This window comes from Paraburkholderia sp. J11-2 (assembly GCF_905220185.1).
Classification (GTDB): domain Bacteria; phylum Pseudomonadota; class Gammaproteobacteria; order Burkholderiales; family Burkholderiaceae; genus Paraburkholderia.
This window is the reverse complement of the sequence record NZ_CAJMYY010000010.1, coordinates 193238-208665: the sequence shown is the minus strand read 5'-3', so window position 1 is coordinate 208665 and position 15428 is coordinate 193238. Positions and strand designations below refer to the sequence as shown.

Here is a 15428-nt window from a genome sequence, read left to right as displayed (position 1 = left end):
AATCTGACAGCGTTTGGAGAAGTCCTGCATGGCTCGAGAGTTATTTGATCTGATTGTGTTCGACTGGGACGGCACCCTGATGGACTCGACCGCCCATATCACGCGCAGCATCCAGGCGGCGTGCCGCGACCTCGGTCTGCCCGTGCCCGGCGACGAGGCGGCGAGCTATGTGATCGGCCTCGGCCTGCGTGAGGCGCTGCAGATTGCCGCGCCCACGCTCGATCCGGCCGACTACCCGCGGCTCGTGGAGCGCTACCGCATCCATTATTTGTTGAAGGACCAGCAGACCGAGCTGTTCGCAGGCGTACGCGAGATGCTCACGGAACTGCGCGATACCGGCTACCTGCTTGCCGTGGCGACGGGCAAGAGCCGGGTGGGGTTGAACCGCGCACTGGCGGATTCGCGGCTCACGAGCCTCTTCGACGGCACGCGCTGCGCCGACGAAACCTTCTCGAAGCCGCATCCGGCCATGCTTCAGGAACTCACGCGTGAATTGGGGCAGGATCTCGGCCGCACGGTGATGATCGGCGACACGACGCACGACCTGCAGATGGCGATCAACGCGGGCGCGGCGGGCGTTGGCGTCGCGTATGGCGCGCATGCGAGCGGCGCGCTCGAAAAGCTCGAGCCGCGCTTCGTCGCGCAGGACGTGGCCGCGCTTGCGCTCTGGCTGCGGGAGAACGCATGAGCGCGGCGCCGCAGGCACCGGCGGGCGAGCCCGTGCGCGTGTGCGCGGCCGAAGAACTCGCCGAGGGCGGCGAGGGGCGGCGCATGAACGCGACTTACGCGGGCGGCGACGCTGTGGTGTTCTTCGTGCGCTACGGCGGCGAGGTGTACGGCTATCTGAACCGCTGCGCGCACGTGCCGATGGAGCTCGACTGGGTCGAGGGCCAGTTCTTCGAGTCGTCGGGGCTCTATCTGATGTGCGCCACGCATGGTGCGATCTACCAGCCCGACACGGGCAAGTGCGTGGGCGGACCGTGCCGCGGCGGCCGTTTGCGCCCCGTGCAAGTCGAGGAACGCGACACGCCGGAGGGCCGTGCGGTATTCTGGCTGCCGGACGACGCTTTGCGTCCGACCCCAACCTGACCACTGACCTTCGACCCGTTATCCGCTCGCATGTCCGACAATCCGACCCCTGATTCGAACGAAGCGCCGCGCGCGGCTTCGTCAGACCGCGGCGCGTCCGCGCCTGGCTGGGAGCGCGAGGCGCTCGAACGCATCGCGCTGGCGGCGATCACCGAACAGCGTGCGGCGCGGCGCTGGCGGATCTTCTTTCGCTTCGCGTTTCTCGCGGTATTCGTGGTCATCGCGTGGGCGATCCTCGATCTTTCGGGCGCGCGCGTGGAGAGTGAAGGGCGCCATACGGCGCTCGTTTCGCTCGACGGCGAAATCGGCTCCGACACTCCCGCGAACGCCGAGGACATCATCAGCGCGCTGGACAGCGCCTTCGACGACGACGGCACTGCGGGCGTGGTTCTGCACATCGACAGCCCCGGCGGCAGCCCGGTGCAGGCCGGCATCATCAACGACGAGATCCACCGTCTGCGCACGAAGTACCCGGCCATCCCGCTGTATGTGGTGGTGGGCGACATGTGCGCTTCGGGGGGGTATTACGTCGCGGCCGCCGCCGACAAGATCTACGTCAACAAGGCGAGCATCGTGGGCTCGATCGGCGTGCTGATGGACGGTTTCGGCTTTACCGGACTCATGGACAAGCTCGGGGTTCAGCGGCGCCTGCGCACCTCCGGCGAAAACAAGGGCTTCTTCGATCCCTTCTCGCCCGATACGCCGAAAATGGACGCGCACGCCCAGGAGATGCTCGACCAGATCCACCAGCAGTTCATCGACGCCGTGAAGGCGGGCCGCGGCAAGCGCCTGAAGGACTCGCCGGACATTTTCTCGGGCCTGTTCTGGACCGGGCAGAAGAGCGTGGAACTCGGTCTCGCGGATGGCTACGGCGACACCGATTACGTGGCGCGCGAAGTCATCAAGGCGCCGGACGTCGTCGACTACACGGTCAAGCAGAGCCTCACCGACCGCGTGGCGAAGCGTGTGGGCGCGAACATCGGCTCGGCCGCCGTGCATTCGCTGCTGATGGGCGGAAAGCTGTCGGTGCACTGAGCGCTAACGGCGCTTCGATTTCCGGGCGTCCGCAAAGAAAATCGGCCGCTGCGCGAGGGTTGCGCAGCGGCCGATTCGTTTTTGCGCGGCGAGGCGCGTTCAGTTCGCGAGCAGCAGGAAAATCGCCGGCCGTTTTTGCAATTCGGGCGCGGGCTTCTTCTTCCAGTCCGACACGGCGCGGCTCACGATCGTCTCGGTGGGCAGCGTGAGATCGGCGGCGACGCACACGAGCGTGGAGGGCGCGCAGGTCGCGAGCAGGGCGTCGAGCAGCGTGCGGTTGCGATAGGGCGTTTCGATGAAGATCTGCGTCTGCTTGCCCTTGCGCGAGGTCTGCTCCAGTTCGCGTAGCTTTTTCACGCGCTCGTTCGCGTCGACGGGCAGGTAGCCGTGAAACGCGAAGCTCTGGCCGTTCAGGCCCGACGCCATCAACGCGAGCAGGATCGAACTCGGGCCTACGAGCGGCACGACCTTGATGCCGCGCTCGTGCGCGCGACGAACGAGCAGCGCGCCCGGATCGGCGACCGCCGGTACGCCCGCTTCGGACACGAGCCCCGTGTCGATGCCCGCGAGGAGCGGCGCGAGCAGCTTCTCGACTTCGCCTGCCGGCGTGTTGACGTTCAGCTCACGGATGTCGATTTCCTGGATCGGGCGCGTCGTGCCCACGCGCTTGAGGAAGGCGCGCGTGGTCTTCGCGTTTTCGCCGATATAGCTTGCGAGCGTGCCCGCGCGTTCGCGCACGGGCATGGGGAGGACCGCGTTGAGCGCGGCATCGTCGCCTTCGCCGAGCGTGTTGGGGATCAAATAGAGGGTGCCGAGGCTCATGCTTGCATCTCCAGCAGCGGATAGCCCGCGGCAAGCAGCATGCGCGTGAGCGCAATGAGCGGCAGGCCGATCAGGGCGGTGGGATCGTCCGATTCGATCGCTTCGAGCAGCGCAATGCCGAGCCCTTCCGCTTTCGCGCTGCCCGCGCAGTCGTAAGGCGTTTCGGCGCGCAGATAGGCGTCGAGCGCGGCATCGGGCAACTCGCGAAAGCGCACCTTCGTCACGATATCGACGGTATCCGTTTGGCCAGTAGCGGTGTCGAGCAGGCTCAGGGCACTATGGAACAACACGTCGCGGCCGCGCATGGCCTGCAACTGCTCGAGCGCGCGCTCGTGCGTGCCGGGCTTGCCGATCTGGCGGCCATCGAAGGTGGCAACCTGGTCAGAGCCGATCACGAGCGTGCGCGCGGCGCCGGCGGGCAGGGCGGTGGCCACGGCACGGGCCTTCGCTGCTGCGAGGCGCAGCGCCGTCGCCTCGGGCGTTTCGCCGGGGTGCGGCGTTTCGTCGATGGCGGGCACGGCAGTCTCGAAAGGAATGCGCAGACGTTCGAGCAGCTCGCGCCGGTAGCGCGAGCTGGAGGCGAGGATGAGGGCGGGGCGGCCCGTGCGCGGGGCCTGCGAGGGAGAATCCTGCATGTTCGATCGAAGTATGAAAACGGCTGCGAATATGACTGGAACGTACGGCTGTGGTTTGGGGTTTTCGGGTCGATTTCGTCTCGAAAACGGGGGCGGATTTCCCGCAAAACGTCATCAAAGGCGCCCGAAAACCGCGCTCGCACAGACACTTGCGTACGCGAGCTTAAGTGTTTGACTCGCAAAGATAAAGGCGATATGATTTTGGGCTTTTCATCGGTATGCTCTCGTCGCACGTCTTGTGCGGGCGCCTGTGCCGATGGTCAATGCAGGCCAGTGCGGGCCGGTACAAGCTGGATTGCTGCGAGCCGCTGTCGGCTTTCGCGCATCGCTCGCCGGTTACCCGGGCCGTGAAGCAGGAGAGCGCACATGACCGAACATTCTGGTAAGCCTGCTGGCGCCGAACTGAATCCGCGTGACTTCGATCTCTTCGAATTCGCGCGTAGCGAGCGCGAGGCGGCGGGCGTCGTGCGCGTCTCGCAACTGCCGCGCATGTTAAACGAAGTCCCGGCCGAGGCGCCAGATCGCGATAGCGCGTTCACCTGGCAGGCTGCGGGCTTTACCCAGCAGGAATTGCAGGACAACGGCACTGAAGGGCCGCAGCCATACCTGCGCCTTGCCGTTCACGGTGGTGCGTGGCTCACGTGCCAGCGGTGCCTGGCTCCGTACGAGCAGGCATTCAATGCGGATGCGACCTTCCGTATCGTCCAGACGGAAGAAGAGGCGGACGAGTTTCCGCTCGACGACGATGAAGTCGAAGTGATCGTGGGCTCGCGCCATTTCGATCTCGTCGACTTGATCGAAGAGGAGCTGTTGCTCGCACTGCCGCTGGTGCCGAAGCACGAAGTCTGTCCGGAGATTCACGAAAGTCTCGCCTCGGGTCCCGACGGCGCGGAGGGCGTGGATTCCGTGGACGACGTGCCGGAGCAGGAAATCGAGCCGGAAGAGCGCGTCAACCCGTTTGCGGCGCTCGAATCGCTCAAGAAGGACGGTCCCGGCAGCAAGCACTAAGGTCAGCCTTAGGCGGCTGCGCGGGGCAGGCAGTACCAGACGCGTGGGCCTGAGCCCGGAGTCCGGCCACCCCCAAGGGTGGCGGCGGCCGGATCGGGCTGTGTTAGAATTCGGAAAATTTTCAGGAGTTATCATGGCAGTTCAACAAAACAAGAAGTCGCCGTCGAAGCGCGGTATGCACCGCTCGCACGATTTCCTCACGGGCGCGCCGCTGGCCGTCGAGCCGAGCACGGGTGAAGTGCATCTGCGTCACCACATCAGCCCGAACGGCTACTACCGCGGCAAGAAAGTCGTCAAGACCAAGAACGACTAATCGTTTCAGCGTGCGGCGCATGGCTTGCAGCCTGGCGCCGCATCTGACGATCCCGTTCGCTTGACCATATTTCGGCTCGGCAAAAAAGGCGGCATTCAACTGCCGCTTTTTTATGCCTGAAATCCGTCGCATTCCATGACTGTTACGCTCACGATAGATTGCATGGGAGGCGACCACGGCCCGTCTGTGACGGTGCCTGCCGCAGTCCATTTCGTCCGCTCGCACCCCGACGCGCATCTCATGCTCGTGGGTGTCGAGTCGGCGGTTCGCGCCCAGTTGAAAAAACTGAAGGCGGCGGACCATCCCGCGCTTACCGTCGTGCCCGCCACCGAGGTCGTCGAAATGGACGATCCGGTCGAAGTCGCCCTGCGCAAGAAAAAAGATTCGTCGATGCGCGTCGCGCTCAATCGCGTGAAAGAGGGCGAGGCGCAAGCCTGCATCTCGGCCGGCAACACCGGCGCGCTCATGGCCGTTTCGCGCTACGTGCTCAAGACCCTGCCTGGCATCGAACGTCCGGCTATCGCCTTTGCGCTGCCCAATCCGCGTGGTTACACGACGATGCTCGACCTCGGTGCGAACGTCGACTGCGAGCCGCAGCATCTGCTGCAGTTCGCAGAGATGGGCCACGCGCTCGTTGCGGCGCTCGAGGGCAAGGATCGCCCAACCATCGGGCTCCTGAATATCGGCGAAGAAGTCATCAAGGGCAACGAGACCATCAAGCGCGCGGGCGAGCTCCTGCGCGCGAGCACGCTGAACTTCCGCGGCAACGTCGAAGGCAACGACATTTACAAGGGCACCGTCGACGTCATCGTCTGTGACGGTTTCGTTGGGAATGTCGCGCTCAAGACGTCTGAGGGCCTCGCGCAGATGCTCAACGACATGATCAAGGAAGAGTTCGGCCGCTCGTGGCTCACCAAGCTCATGGCGATTGCGGCTCTGCCCGTGCTGATGCGCTTCAAGAAGCGCGTGGACCATCGCCAGTACAACGGCGCGGCGCTGCTCGGCTTGAAGAGCCTCGTCATCAAGAGTCACGGCTCGGCCGATGCCTACGCGTTTGAGTGTGCGATCAATCGCGGGTATGATGCCGTCAAAAATGGCGTGCTGGAGCGCCTCGCGCGCGCCATGGAAGAAAACGCCGGTTCGCTCGAACAGGCGGCAGACGAGCCCGGCGGCGCCCAGAATGTGCAAGCCGCGCAGGCGGGGCAGGCGACTAGCGCGCCCAGCCAGGCAGCGGGCGAAGTACCGCCCGGCGCCGCATCATCCTCGAAGGCATAATGGCTCAATCGACTCTCTATTCCCGCGTGATCGGCACGGGCAGTTACCTTCCGCCTGATCGCGTCACCAACCAGGAACTGGCCGAACGGCTCGCCGCAAAAGGCGTCGAGACGAGCGACGAGTGGATCGTGGCCCGCACGGGCATTCACGCGCGCCACTTCGCCGCGCCCGACGTCACGACGAGCGATCTCGCGCTTGCGGCGTCGCAGCGCGCGATCGCGGCGGCCGATGTCGATCCGCAGTCGATCGACCTCATCATCGTCGCCACGTCCACGCCCGATTTCGTGTTCCCGAGCACGGCCTGCCTGTTGCAGAACAAGCTCGGCATCCGCAATCACGGTGCGGCGTTTGACGTGCAGGCTGTGTGTTCGGGCTTCGCGTACGCCGTTTCGGTGGCCGACAGCCTGATCCGCAGCGGCCAGCACCGCACGGCGCTCGTGGTCGGTGCGGAAACCTTCTCGCGTATTCTCGACTTCAACGACCGCACGACCTGCGTGCTGTTCGGCGACGGCGCCGGCGCGATCGTGCTGCAGGCGTCGAACGAACCGGGCGTGCTGTCGAGCGCGCTGCACGCCGACGGCAGCTATGCGCACATCCTGTGCACGCCGGGTAACGTGCATGGCGGCGTGATCGCGGGCAACGCGTTCCTGCACATGGACGGCCAGGCGGTGTTCAAGCTTGCTGTGAACGTGCTCGAAAAGGTCGCGATCGAGGCGCTCGACAAGGCGCAGCTCACCGCCGACCAGGTCGACTGGCTGATTCCGCACCAGGCCAACATCCGCATCATGCAGGGCACCTGCCGCAAGCTCGGCCTGCCCGCCGAGCGCATGGTGGTGACGGTGGGCGAGCATGGCAACACCTCGGCGGCCTCGATTCCGCTCGCTTTCGACGTCGCGGTGCGCGACGGCCGCATCAAGCGCGGCCAGAACGTGCTGATCGAAGGCGTGGGCGGCGGCTTCACCTGGGGCGCTTCCGTCATCCGCTTCTAAGCATCCTGAGCGGGCTTTCGCGCTCCCGCAGCCGGGCTGTGCGCACGACATGCACGTTGTGCGCAGCCGGCGGCGGTTCATCCGAGCGCATTGCCCACCCGTATTGAACGAATTTGGGGACGTTATGAAATTCGCGTTCGTTTTTCCCGGACAAGGCTCGCAGGCCGTCGGCATGCTCGACGCCTTCGCCGATAACGCCATCGTGCGCGAGACGCTGCAAGAAGCGTCCGACGCGCTCGGCCAGGACCTTGGCAAGCTGATCGCCGAAGGCCCCGCTGAAGAGCTCAACCTCACCACCAACACCCAGCCGGTCATGCTCACCGCCGCCTACGCCGTGTATCGCGCGTGGCAACAGGCGGGCGGCCCGGCGCCGGCGATCGTCGCGGGCCACAGCCTCGGCGAATACACGGCGCTCGTCGCCGCCGGCGTGCTCGCGTTCCGCGACGCCGTGCCGCTCGTGCGCTTTCGCGCCCAGGCCATGCAAAGCGCGGTGCCGGTGGGCGAGGGCGGCATGGCCGCCGTGCTCGGCCTCGACGACGACACGGTGCGTGCAGTCTGCGCCGAAGCCGCGGCTGCAAGCGGCGGCGTGGTCGAAGCCGTGAACTTCAACGCGCCGGCGCAAGTCGTGATCGCGGGCCACAAGGGCGCGGTCGAGAAGGCCTGCGAAGTCGCCAAGGGCAAGGGCGCCAAGCGCGCGCTGCCGCTGCCGGTTTCGGCGCCGTTCCACTCGTCGCTGCTCAAGCCCGCCTCGGATCAGTTGCGCGACTACCTCGCGAGCGTCACGCTGAACGCGCCGCAAATTCCCGTGGTGAACAACGTCGACGTGGCCTTCGAAACCGATCCCGCGAAGATCCGCGACGCGCTCGTGCGTCAGGCCGCGGGCGCGGTGCGCTGGGTCGAGTGTGTGCAGGCCATCGCCGCGCAAGGCGCGACGCACGTGGTCGAATGTGGTCCGGGCAAGGTGCTCGCGGGCCTCACCAAGCGTATCGACGGCAACCTGGTCGGCGCCTCGGTGCTCGATCCGAAGTCGCTCGACGAAGCGCTTGCGCTTCTGAAGGCCTAAGCGCCTACGTCACCACCGCTAACGGATTCAAACGATGGAAAAGACTCTCGACAATCAAGCCGCAATCGTGACCGGCGCCACGCGTGGCATCGGCCGTGCGATCGCGCTGGAACTGGCGCGCCAGGGCGCGACGGTGATCGGTACGGCAACGAGCGAAGCCGGCGCGCAGGCGATCTCGGCCGCCTTCGAAGAAGCGGGCCTGAAGGGCCGCGGCGCCGTGCTCAACGTGAACGACGCCGCGGCGGCAGAAGCGCTCATCGACGCAACGGTCAAGGAATTCGGTGGTCTTGCGATCCTCGTGAACAATGCGGGCATCACGCAGGACAACCTGGCGATGCGCATGAAGGACGACGAATGGGATTCGGTCATCGACACGAACCTGAAGTCGGTGTTCCGCCTCTCGCGCGCCGTGCTGCGCCCGATGATGAAGGCCAAGGGCGGCCGCATCATCAACATCACGTCGGTGGTGGGCTCGTCGGGCAACCCGGGCCAGGCCAACTACGCGGCCGCGAAGGCCGGCGTGGCGGGCATGACGCGCGCGCTTGCACGCGAGATCGGCAGCCGCGGCATTACCGTGAACTGCGTCGCGCCGGGTTTCATCGACACCGACATGACGAAGGACCTGCCGGCTGAGCAGCAAGCCGTGCTCAAGCAGCAGATTCCGCTGGGCCGCCTTGGCAGCCCGGACGACATCGCGCACGCGGTCGCGTTTCTCGCGTCGCCGCAGGCGGCCTATATCACGGGCACGACGTTGCACGTGAACGGCGGCATGTATATGTCTTAACCGGATTCAGGTACTATCCGCGCCTTGATGCGCTTGTGTAAAAACCTTGCTCAAGCGCCGTCGCGGATAGCCTTCCGGAACCTTGAGCGCCGCTTTTCAGCCAGGTCAAACCTGATAAAATGCGCGCACTCGCATTCATGAGCTAACTTTTTTCCCTTGGAGGGGTAATGGACAACATCGAACAGCGCGTCAAGAAGATCGTCGCCGAGCAACTGGGCGTCGCCGAAGCTGAAATCAAGAACGAAGCTTCGTTCGTGAACGATCTGGGCGCCGACTCGCTCGACACCGTTGAACTGGTCATGGCTCTGGAAGACGAGTTCGGCATGGAAATCCCGGACGAGGAAGCCGAGAAGATCACGACGGTTCAGCAAGCGATCGACTACGCTCGCGCGAACGTCAAGGCCTAAGCGCCCGATTCCCGCCTGGGCCGCGCAACGCTTGCGCTGGCGGCCCGCGAGGACGCTCGCCCGTGAAACCGCATACGCCTGCCGCACTCGCTGCGGGGCATCTGCTGGTCAACTAGCCACAGGGCTCACAGGAGCATTTCCTGTGGCCTCTGTGGCTTTTGTTTTTGTCATCTATGGATAAGGGGTTACCGTGAGCCGTCGTCGAGTTGTTGTTACAGGCCTGGGGCTGATTTCGCCTGTTGGCAATAATGTTGCCGACGGCTGGGCCAATCTGGTCGCCGGGAAGTCCGGCATCGCCAACATCACGAAGTTCGACGCGACGAACTTCTCGACCCGTTTTGCCGGCGAAGTGAAGGGCTTCAACGTCGAAGACTACATGCCGGCGAAAGAAGCGCGCCATATGGATACGTTCATCCATTACGGCATCGCTGCGGGCATGCAGGCGATCCAGGACAGCGGTCTCGAAGTCACTGAAGCGAACGCGGAGCGCATCGGCGTGAACGTCGGCTCGGGCATCGGCGGCCTGCCGATGATCGAAGTCACGCAAACCGAACTGCTCAACCGCGGTCCGCGCCGCATCTCGCCGTTCTTCGTGCCTGCCTCGATCATCAACATGATCTCGGGCCATCTGTCGATCAAGTACGGCCTCAAGGGCCCGAATCTGGCAATGGTCACGGCTTGCACGACCGGCTTGCACTGCATTGGTGAAGCGTCGCGTCTGATCGAATACGGCGACTGCGACGTGATGATTGCGGGCGGCGCGGAATCGACCGTTTCGCCGCTGGGCATCGGCGGCTTCGCGGCCGCGCGTGCGCTCTCGCAGCGCAACGACGATCCGGCAACGGCGAGCCGTCCGTGGGACAAGGACCGTGACGGTTTCGTGCTCGGCGAAGGCGCAGGCGTGATGGTGCTCGAAGAGTACGAACACGCGAAGGCGCGCGGCGCAAAGATCTACGCGGAAATCGGCGGCTACGGCATGAGCGGCGATGCGTATCACATGACCGCTCCGCTCGAAGACGGCGACGGTGCGCGCCGCTGCATGTTCGCCGCGATGAAGAACGCGGGCGTCAACACCAGTGAAGTGGACTGGTTGAGCGCGCACGGCACGTCCACGCCGCTCGGCGACCTCGCGGAAACCACGGCGATCAAGCGCGCCTTCGGCGATCATGCGAAGGATATCGTCGTGAACTCGACCAAGTCGATGACGGGCCACCTGCTGGGTGGCGCGGGCGGTCTGGAGTCGGTGTTCACGGTGCTGGCCGTGCACAACCAGGTGTCGCCGCCGACGATCAACATCTTCAACCAGGATCCGGCATGTGACCTGGACTACTGCGCGAACACCGCGCGGGACATGAAGATCGACGTCGCGCTGAAGAACTCGTTCGGGTTCGGCGGCACGAACGGCACGCTCGTATTCAAGCGTCACGCTTGATTCCGCACGACGAGACAGCGGCCGCGCCGCGTAGTACACACGCTACTTCGGCCGGCCGCGTTCCTGCTTTCCCCTCGCGGCGCGTGCTCGCGCCGCTCCTTTCCCTGCGTCCCTCCCTCGCGCTGCAACTGCTCGTTGCCGCAGGTCTCGGCGTGGCAACGGCCGCCGTCTACACGACGCTTGCGCCATGGCTCGGCGGCTGGCAAGCGTTGCCGCTTACGCTGGCGTTCCTCGCGAGCGGCGGCCTCGTGGCTGCGGCGTGGCGTCGCAAGCAACCGGCATTCATCGAAATCGGGTCAGATTACCTGGCGGCGTATTCACGCGATGGCGCCTGCCTCGCGGCCGGGCGCCTTGCCGGTGCGTCGCAATGGGGTACATGGCTGCTCGCACTCGTCGTGGAGCAGGGTGCACGCCGCGCGACGATTCTCGTTGCCGCCGATGCTGTTGCCGCAGATACCTTCCGTACGCTCGCCGTGCGCGCGCGCAGCGCGGCCGGCCGCTGAGCTTCCCTTCGCTGTAAAGCTTGTAACCGCTGTTACTCGCGTAACGTGAGACCGTGGCGAGGACGCTACAATGGTGCCCCCATGTCTCCTTCATGTGCTAACGGATTTTTCAGGTGAGCGAAAAAGAAATTGATCAGGTTCTGGTCGAGCGCGTGCAACAAGGCGACAAGGCCGCGTTCGAGCTCCTGGTCTCGAAATACCACCGCAAGATCATCCGGCTGATCTCGCGCCTCGTGCGGGACCCCGCCGAGGTCGAGGACGTGGCCCAGGACGCCTTCATCAAGGCTTACCGCGCACTACCGCAGTTTCGTGGCGAATCGGCTTTCTATACGTGGTTGTACCGGATTGCTGTCAATACGGCGAAGAACTACCTTGCGACCCAGGGAAGACGCGCGCCGACTTCTACTGAGGCAGATGCAGAAGAAGCGGAAACTTTCTCGGACGCCGATCAACTAAGGGATATCAATACGCCCGAGTCGATGTTGATGAGCAAGCAGATCGCACAGACGGTCAATGCTGCGATGGCGGTTTTACCGGAAGAGCTGCGCACCGCCATTACGCTTCGGGAAATAGAAGGCCTAAGCTACGAAGAGATCGCCGAAATGATGGGGTGCCCGATCGGCACCGTCAGATCGAGAATTTTCCGCGCTCGGGAAGCCATTGCGGCAAAATTGCGTCCGCTGCTGGACACTCCGGAAGGCAAGCGCTGGTAAGAAGAACAACCAGTTTCGCCCCGGGCGGCGACGCGATTCATCAGAATGAGTAGGTGTCACCAGGGACGTCTGTCAGGAAATGGGGAGCATCATGGGTTCGGTCTCGATGCAATCGGTATCAAGCTCGCGCGGCGAGCGTCTGTCCGCCTTCGTCGACGGTGAAGCGTCGGCGCAGGAGCATCTGAACGGAAAATATCTGGAACTCGACGGCGAAGGGCGCGCAGCCTGGTCGGAGTACCACCTGATCGGCGACGTGCTGCGCTCTGACGATCTGGCACTTAGCCAGGCCGCGAGCCGCGCTTTCATGACGGGTTTCGCCGCGCGTTTCGAAGCGGAGCCGCATCTGCTCGCACCGGGCGCGCTGCCGCAGGTGCAGGCTGGCCGCAACGAGCGCGTGGGCCGCATTCTGGCGCTGCGCCGCCGCGTGGTGCCGTCGTTGGCCGTGGCGGCCGCCGCTGCTACGCTCACGTGGATCGTCATGCCGCAAATGCGCGGCGTGGGCATGGCCGGCGCGCCGCAAATCGCAGCCGTCCAGTCGCAGGGCGACGGCGTGCAGCGCGTGGCGATGAACACCACGCCGGCGCCTCTCGCCGGCGCTCAGGACGGTAATATCATCCGCGACGCGCGCCTCGACGAATACCTCCAGGCGCATCAGCAGTTCGCGCAGCAGCCGGTTATGTCGGATTCCATGCCGTACATCCGCTCAGCCGCTCTCACCACGCAAGGCCAATAAGTTTGATGCAGACATTGCGGTTGAATAAAAAGACGATCTGGGGGCGGTTGCCGGCATTCCTGTGCTGCGCAGCCGTGATGTTCACCGCTCTGTCTGTCGCCCCGCGTGCCCACGCGCAAGGCGCGTCCGCGGCCGATGCCGCCACGCGCCAGAGCGCGGCGCAGTTGCTCGACCGCATCCAGCAGGCTGCTCAGCAGCAAAGCTACGAAGGCACCTTCGTCTACCAGCGCGGCGAGTTCGTGCAGTCCTCACGCATCACGCACTACGCCTCGAAGCAGGACGGCGAGTTCGAGAAGCTCGAAAGCCTCGACGGCAAGCCGCGCACGATGCTGCGCCACAACGACGATCTTTATACCTTCGTGCCCGAGCGCAAGCTGCTCGTCGTCGAAAAGCGCCAGAACAAGGACGCTTTCCCGGCGCTGCTCTCCACCAGCGGTGACCAGGTGCTGGGCGTGTACGAGCCGAAGCTGCTCGGCAACGACCGTGTGGCGGGCCTCGACAGCCAGGTGATCCAGCTCGACCCGAAGGACAATTTCCGCTTCGCCTACAAGCTGTGGGCCGACGCGAAAACCGGACTGCTGCTGCGTTCGCAGATGCTCGACCCGTCGAACGGCCAGGTGCTCCAGCAACTCGCGTTCACGCAGGTACGCATCGGCGGCCCCGTCGACAAGACGCCTATCGTGAACGGCATGCGCAATATCGAGGGCTGGAACGTGGTGCGTCCGCCGCTGCAGCCGGTCGATATCGAAGCGCAGGGTTGGTCGTTCGGCCAGGCCGCGCCGGGCTTCCAGAAGATTCGTGAAGTGCGCCGGCCCATGGCCGCACGCGACGCCAGCGATCCGCCTATTCCGGTCGATCAGGCTGTGTTCTCTGACGGACTGTCCACGCTTTCCGTCTTTATCGAACCGGTGAAGAACAACAGTCGCAAGGAAGGCTCGGGCAGCAGTGGCGCGACCCACGTGCTCGTGAAGCGCAACGGCGATTACTTCATCACGTTGCTCGGAGAAGTGCCCCAGACCACGTTGCAGCAGTTCGCGTCTGCCATAGAATACAAGGCTCCCAGGTAACTCCTCCTTCGGCTGACTTCGATATGACGATTCTCCCGCTGCGCAAATTCTTCGCGGCCGCGGTCGTGGCGGCATGCCTGCCGTTCGCACCGCACGTGGCATCGGCGGCGCCAGCTGCCAACCTGCCCGATTTCGCCGACCTCGTGGACAAAGTGGGACCATCGGTCGTCAATATTCGCACCACCACACGCGTCTCCACGGCGCAGCGCGGCCTCCCGCCGGGGATGGATCAGGGCGACATGTCGGAATTCTTCCGCCGCTTCTTTGGCATCCCGCTCCCGCAAGGGCCGCAGGGTGGACAAGGCGGCGGTCAGGGCGGCGGCGGTCAAGGAGGAAGTCAGGGCGGTGGCGGTTCCGATTCGGGCCCGGACAGCGGCAACGATACCGAACAGAACAGCGGCGTCGGCTCGGGCTTCATCCTTTCGAGCGACGGCTACGTGATGACCAATGCGCACGTGATCGATGACGCGGACAGCATCTATGTGACGCTCACCGACAAGCGCGAATTCAAGGCGAAGCTGATCGGCGTGGACGATCGCACGGACGTCGCCGTGGTGAAGATCCAGGCCGCGAATCTCCCGGCCGTGACGATGGGCGATTCGAACAAGGTGCGCGTGGGCGAGTGGGTCGTGGCGATCGGTTCGCCGTTCGGCCTCGAGAACACCGTAACGGCGGGCATCGTGAGCGCGAAGGGGCGCGATACCGGCGACTATCTGCCGTTCATTCAGACCGACGTGGCCGTGAACCCCGGCAACTCGGGCGGGCCGCTCATCAACATGCAAGGCGAGGTGATCGGCATCAACTCGCAGATCTATAGCCGCACCGGCGGCTTCATGGGCATTTCGTTCGCGATTCCGATCGACGAGGCGATGCGCGTGGCAGATCAACTGAAGTCGACGGGCAAGGTCACGCGCGGCCGCATTGCCGTGGCGATCGGCGAAGTGACGAAGGACGTAGCCGACTCGCTCGGCTTGCCCAAGGCGCAAGGCGCGCTCGTCTCCAGCGTCGAGCCGGGCGGCCCGGCCGACAAGGCGGGCATCCAGCCGGGCGACATCATCCTGAAGTTCAATGGCGCGAGCGTCGACGCCGCGACCGACTTGCCGCGCATGGTTGGCGACACGAAGCCGGGCACCAAGGCGACTGTGACGATCTGGCGCAAGGGCGCGACACGCGATCTGCCGATCACGATCGCCGAGATGCAGACCGACAAGAGCGCGAAGGCCGACCAGAAAAAGGCGCCCGATCCCAAGCCGCGCGCGATGGGTGCGCTCGGTATCGCGGTGGTCGATATCCCCGCCGACCAGCTCGCCCAGCTCAAGATCAAGGGCGGTGCGATGGTGGATTCGGTGGACGGCCCGGCAGCGCGCGCCGGCCTGCAAAAGGGCGACATCATTCTGCGCGTGGGCGACACGGATATCACGGGCGCGAAGCAGTTCCAGGACGTCACAGCGCATCTCGACCCGCAGAAGATGGTGGCGGTGCTCGTGCGGCGCGGCGACAACACGCAGTTCGTGCCGCTGCGCCCGCGCGCACCGGGTCAGAAGTAACGCGCGGTGCGCC

Annotated in this window: 18 protein-coding genes; 16 read left to right on the top strand and 2 right to left on the bottom strand. The window is 64.8% G+C overall.

Annotation, left to right across the window (positions count from 1 at the left end; translation table 11 throughout):
* Positions 1-28 precede the first annotated feature (28 nt).
* The 3 genes from U5A57_RS16505 to U5A57_RS16495 are packed head-to-tail and all read left to right on the top strand — an operon-like array spanning position 29 to position 2124.
* The gene (locus U5A57_RS16505) at positions 29-688 is read left to right on the top strand and encodes an HAD-IA family hydrolase (RefSeq protein WP_321912553.1); all 660 of its coding nucleotides are present in this window, start codon (positions 29-31) and stop codon (positions 686-688) included.
* Entirely contained in the window at positions 685-1089 is a 405-nt protein-coding gene (locus U5A57_RS16500; RefSeq protein WP_321912552.1) for a Rieske (2Fe-2S) protein, read from the top strand. The genes U5A57_RS16505 and U5A57_RS16500 overlap by 4 nt, the downstream gene beginning before the upstream one ends.
* A 30-nt stretch (positions 1090-1119) precedes the next feature.
* Positions 1120-2124: a S49 family peptidase gene (locus U5A57_RS16495; protein ID WP_321912551.1), complete on the top strand. Its 1005-nt coding sequence runs from the start codon at positions 1120-1122 to the stop codon at positions 2122-2124.
* 99 nt (positions 2125-2223) lie between these two features.
* Here the strand turns inward: U5A57_RS16495 and U5A57_RS16490 are convergent, their stop codons facing one another.
* Both U5A57_RS16490 and U5A57_RS16485 read right to left on the bottom strand, forming a co-directional pair.
* The gene (locus U5A57_RS16490) at positions 2224-2946 is read right to left on the bottom strand and encodes an SAM-dependent methyltransferase (RefSeq protein WP_321912549.1); all 723 of its coding nucleotides are present in this window, start codon (positions 2944-2946) and stop codon (positions 2224-2226) included.
* Positions 2943-3581: a Maf-like protein gene (locus U5A57_RS16485; RefSeq protein WP_321912547.1), complete on the bottom strand. Its 639-nt coding sequence runs from the start codon at positions 3579-3581 to the stop codon at positions 2943-2945. The genes U5A57_RS16490 and U5A57_RS16485 overlap by 4 nt, the downstream gene beginning before the upstream one ends.
* Positions 3582-3947: 366 nt before the next feature.
* On the opposite strand from U5A57_RS16485, the gene U5A57_RS16480 reads away from it, so the two are divergent.
* The 13 genes from U5A57_RS16480 to U5A57_RS16420 all read left to right on the top strand — a co-directional run bounded on the left by U5A57_RS16480 (position 3948) and on the right by U5A57_RS16420 (position 15415).
* Positions 3948-4589, top strand: coding sequence for a DUF177 domain-containing protein (locus U5A57_RS16480; RefSeq protein WP_321912545.1), 642 nt, complete (start codon positions 3948-3950; stop codon positions 4587-4589).
* 133 nt (positions 4590-4722) lie between these two features.
* Positions 4723-4902: a 50S ribosomal protein L32 gene (gene rpmF / locus U5A57_RS16475; RefSeq protein WP_018441573.1), complete on the top strand. Its 180-nt coding sequence runs from the start codon at positions 4723-4725 to the stop codon at positions 4900-4902.
* Positions 4903-5037: 135 nt separating this feature from the next.
* Complete coding sequence (gene plsX / locus U5A57_RS16470; RefSeq protein ID WP_201698203.1) at positions 5038-6177, top strand: phosphate acyltransferase PlsX; 1140 nt, start codon at positions 5038-5040, stop codon at positions 6175-6177.
* Positions 6177-7166 (top strand): beta-ketoacyl-ACP synthase III, encoded by a 990-nt coding sequence (locus U5A57_RS16465; protein WP_321912544.1) that lies wholly within the window; start codon positions 6177-6179, stop codon positions 7164-7166. Before plsX ends, U5A57_RS16465 begins: the two co-directional genes overlap by 1 nt.
* A gap of 124 nt (positions 7167-7290) precedes the next feature.
* Entirely contained in the window at positions 7291-8229 is a 939-nt protein-coding gene (gene fabD, locus U5A57_RS16460; RefSeq protein WP_321912542.1) for an ACP S-malonyltransferase, read from the top strand.
* 34 nt (positions 8230-8263) lie between these two features.
* Positions 8264-9013: a 3-oxoacyl-ACP reductase FabG gene (gene fabG / locus U5A57_RS16455; RefSeq protein ID WP_321912541.1), complete on the top strand. Its 750-nt coding sequence runs from the start codon at positions 8264-8266 to the stop codon at positions 9011-9013.
* 167 nt (positions 9014-9180) lie between these two features.
* Positions 9181-9420 carry an acyl carrier protein gene (gene acpP, locus U5A57_RS16450; RefSeq protein ID WP_004197638.1) on the top strand — a complete coding sequence of 80 codons (240 nt, stop codon included), beginning with the start codon at positions 9181-9183 and terminating at the stop codon, positions 9418-9420.
* A gap of 190 nt (positions 9421-9610) precedes the next feature.
* Entirely contained in the window at positions 9611-10852 is a 1242-nt protein-coding gene (fabF, locus tag U5A57_RS16445; protein WP_321912540.1) for a beta-ketoacyl-ACP synthase II, read from the top strand.
* A gap of 83 nt (positions 10853-10935) precedes the next feature.
* The gene (locus U5A57_RS16440) at positions 10936-11355 is read left to right on the top strand and encodes a protein YgfX (RefSeq protein WP_321912538.1); all 420 of its coding nucleotides are present in this window, start codon (positions 10936-10938) and stop codon (positions 11353-11355) included.
* A 113-nt stretch (positions 11356-11468) separates the two neighbouring features.
* On the top strand, positions 11469-12068 hold the full coding sequence (gene rpoE / locus U5A57_RS16435) for an RNA polymerase sigma factor RpoE (protein WP_158758258.1): 600 nt from the start codon (positions 11469-11471) through the stop codon (positions 12066-12068).
* 91 nt (positions 12069-12159) lie between these two features.
* Complete coding sequence (locus tag U5A57_RS16430; RefSeq protein ID WP_321912535.1) at positions 12160-12801, top strand: sigma-E factor negative regulatory protein; 642 nt, start codon at positions 12160-12162, stop codon at positions 12799-12801.
* A gap of 5 nt (positions 12802-12806) precedes the next feature.
* Positions 12807-13868, top strand: a complete 1062-nt coding sequence (locus U5A57_RS16425) for a MucB/RseB C-terminal domain-containing protein (protein ID WP_321912648.1) — start codon at positions 12807-12809, stop codon at positions 13866-13868.
* Positions 13869-13891: 23 nt separating this feature from the next.
* Positions 13892-15415, top strand: a complete 1524-nt coding sequence (locus U5A57_RS16420) for a DegQ family serine endoprotease (protein WP_321912533.1) — start codon at positions 13892-13894, stop codon at positions 15413-15415.
* The last annotated feature ends 13 nt before the right edge of the window (positions 15416-15428 follow it).

What these genes read in the sequence shown, in the direction of transcription:
- U5A57_RS16505 (WP_321912553.1), top strand. Translation starts at nt 29, where the DNA reads ATGGCTCGAGAGTTATTTGATCTGATTGTGTTCGACTGGGACGGCACC.
- U5A57_RS16480 (WP_321912545.1), top strand. Translation starts at nt 3,948, where the DNA reads ATGACCGAACATTCTGGTAAGCCTGCTGGCGCCGAACTGAATCCGCGT.
- U5A57_RS16420 (WP_321912533.1), top strand. Translation starts at nt 13,892, where the DNA reads ATGACGATTCTCCCGCTGCGCAAATTCTTCGCGGCCGCGGTCGTGGCG.
- U5A57_RS16465 (WP_321912544.1), top strand. Translation starts at nt 6,177, where the DNA reads ATGGCTCAATCGACTCTCTATTCCCGCGTGATCGGCACGGGCAGTTAC.
- fabG (WP_321912541.1), top strand. Translation starts at nt 8,264, where the DNA reads ATGGAAAAGACTCTCGACAATCAAGCCGCAATCGTGACCGGCGCCACG.
- U5A57_RS16490 (WP_321912549.1), bottom strand. Translation starts at nt 2,946, where the DNA reads ATGAGCCTCGGCACCCTCTATTTGATCCCCAACACGCTCGGCGAAGGC.
- U5A57_RS16500 (WP_321912552.1), top strand. Translation starts at nt 685, where the DNA reads ATGAGCGCGGCGCCGCAGGCACCGGCGGGCGAGCCCGTGCGCGTGTGC.
- U5A57_RS16485 (WP_321912547.1), bottom strand. Translation starts at nt 3,581, where the DNA reads ATGCAGGATTCTCCCTCGCAGGCCCCGCGCACGGGCCGCCCCGCCCTC.
- U5A57_RS16425 (WP_321912648.1), top strand. Translation starts at nt 12,807, where the DNA reads ATGCAGACATTGCGGTTGAATAAAAAGACGATCTGGGGGCGGTTGCCG.
- plsX (WP_201698203.1), top strand. Translation starts at nt 5,038, where the DNA reads ATGACTGTTACGCTCACGATAGATTGCATGGGAGGCGACCACGGCCCG.
- fabD (WP_321912542.1), top strand. Translation starts at nt 7,291, where the DNA reads ATGAAATTCGCGTTCGTTTTTCCCGGACAAGGCTCGCAGGCCGTCGGC.
- U5A57_RS16495 (WP_321912551.1), top strand. Translation starts at nt 1,120, where the DNA reads ATGTCCGACAATCCGACCCCTGATTCGAACGAAGCGCCGCGCGCGGCT.
- U5A57_RS16430 (WP_321912535.1), top strand. Translation starts at nt 12,160, where the DNA reads ATGGGTTCGGTCTCGATGCAATCGGTATCAAGCTCGCGCGGCGAGCGT.
- acpP (WP_004197638.1), top strand. Translation starts at nt 9,181, where the DNA reads ATGGACAACATCGAACAGCGCGTCAAGAAGATCGTCGCCGAGCAACTG.
- rpmF (WP_018441573.1), top strand. Translation starts at nt 4,723, where the DNA reads ATGGCAGTTCAACAAAACAAGAAGTCGCCGTCGAAGCGCGGTATGCAC.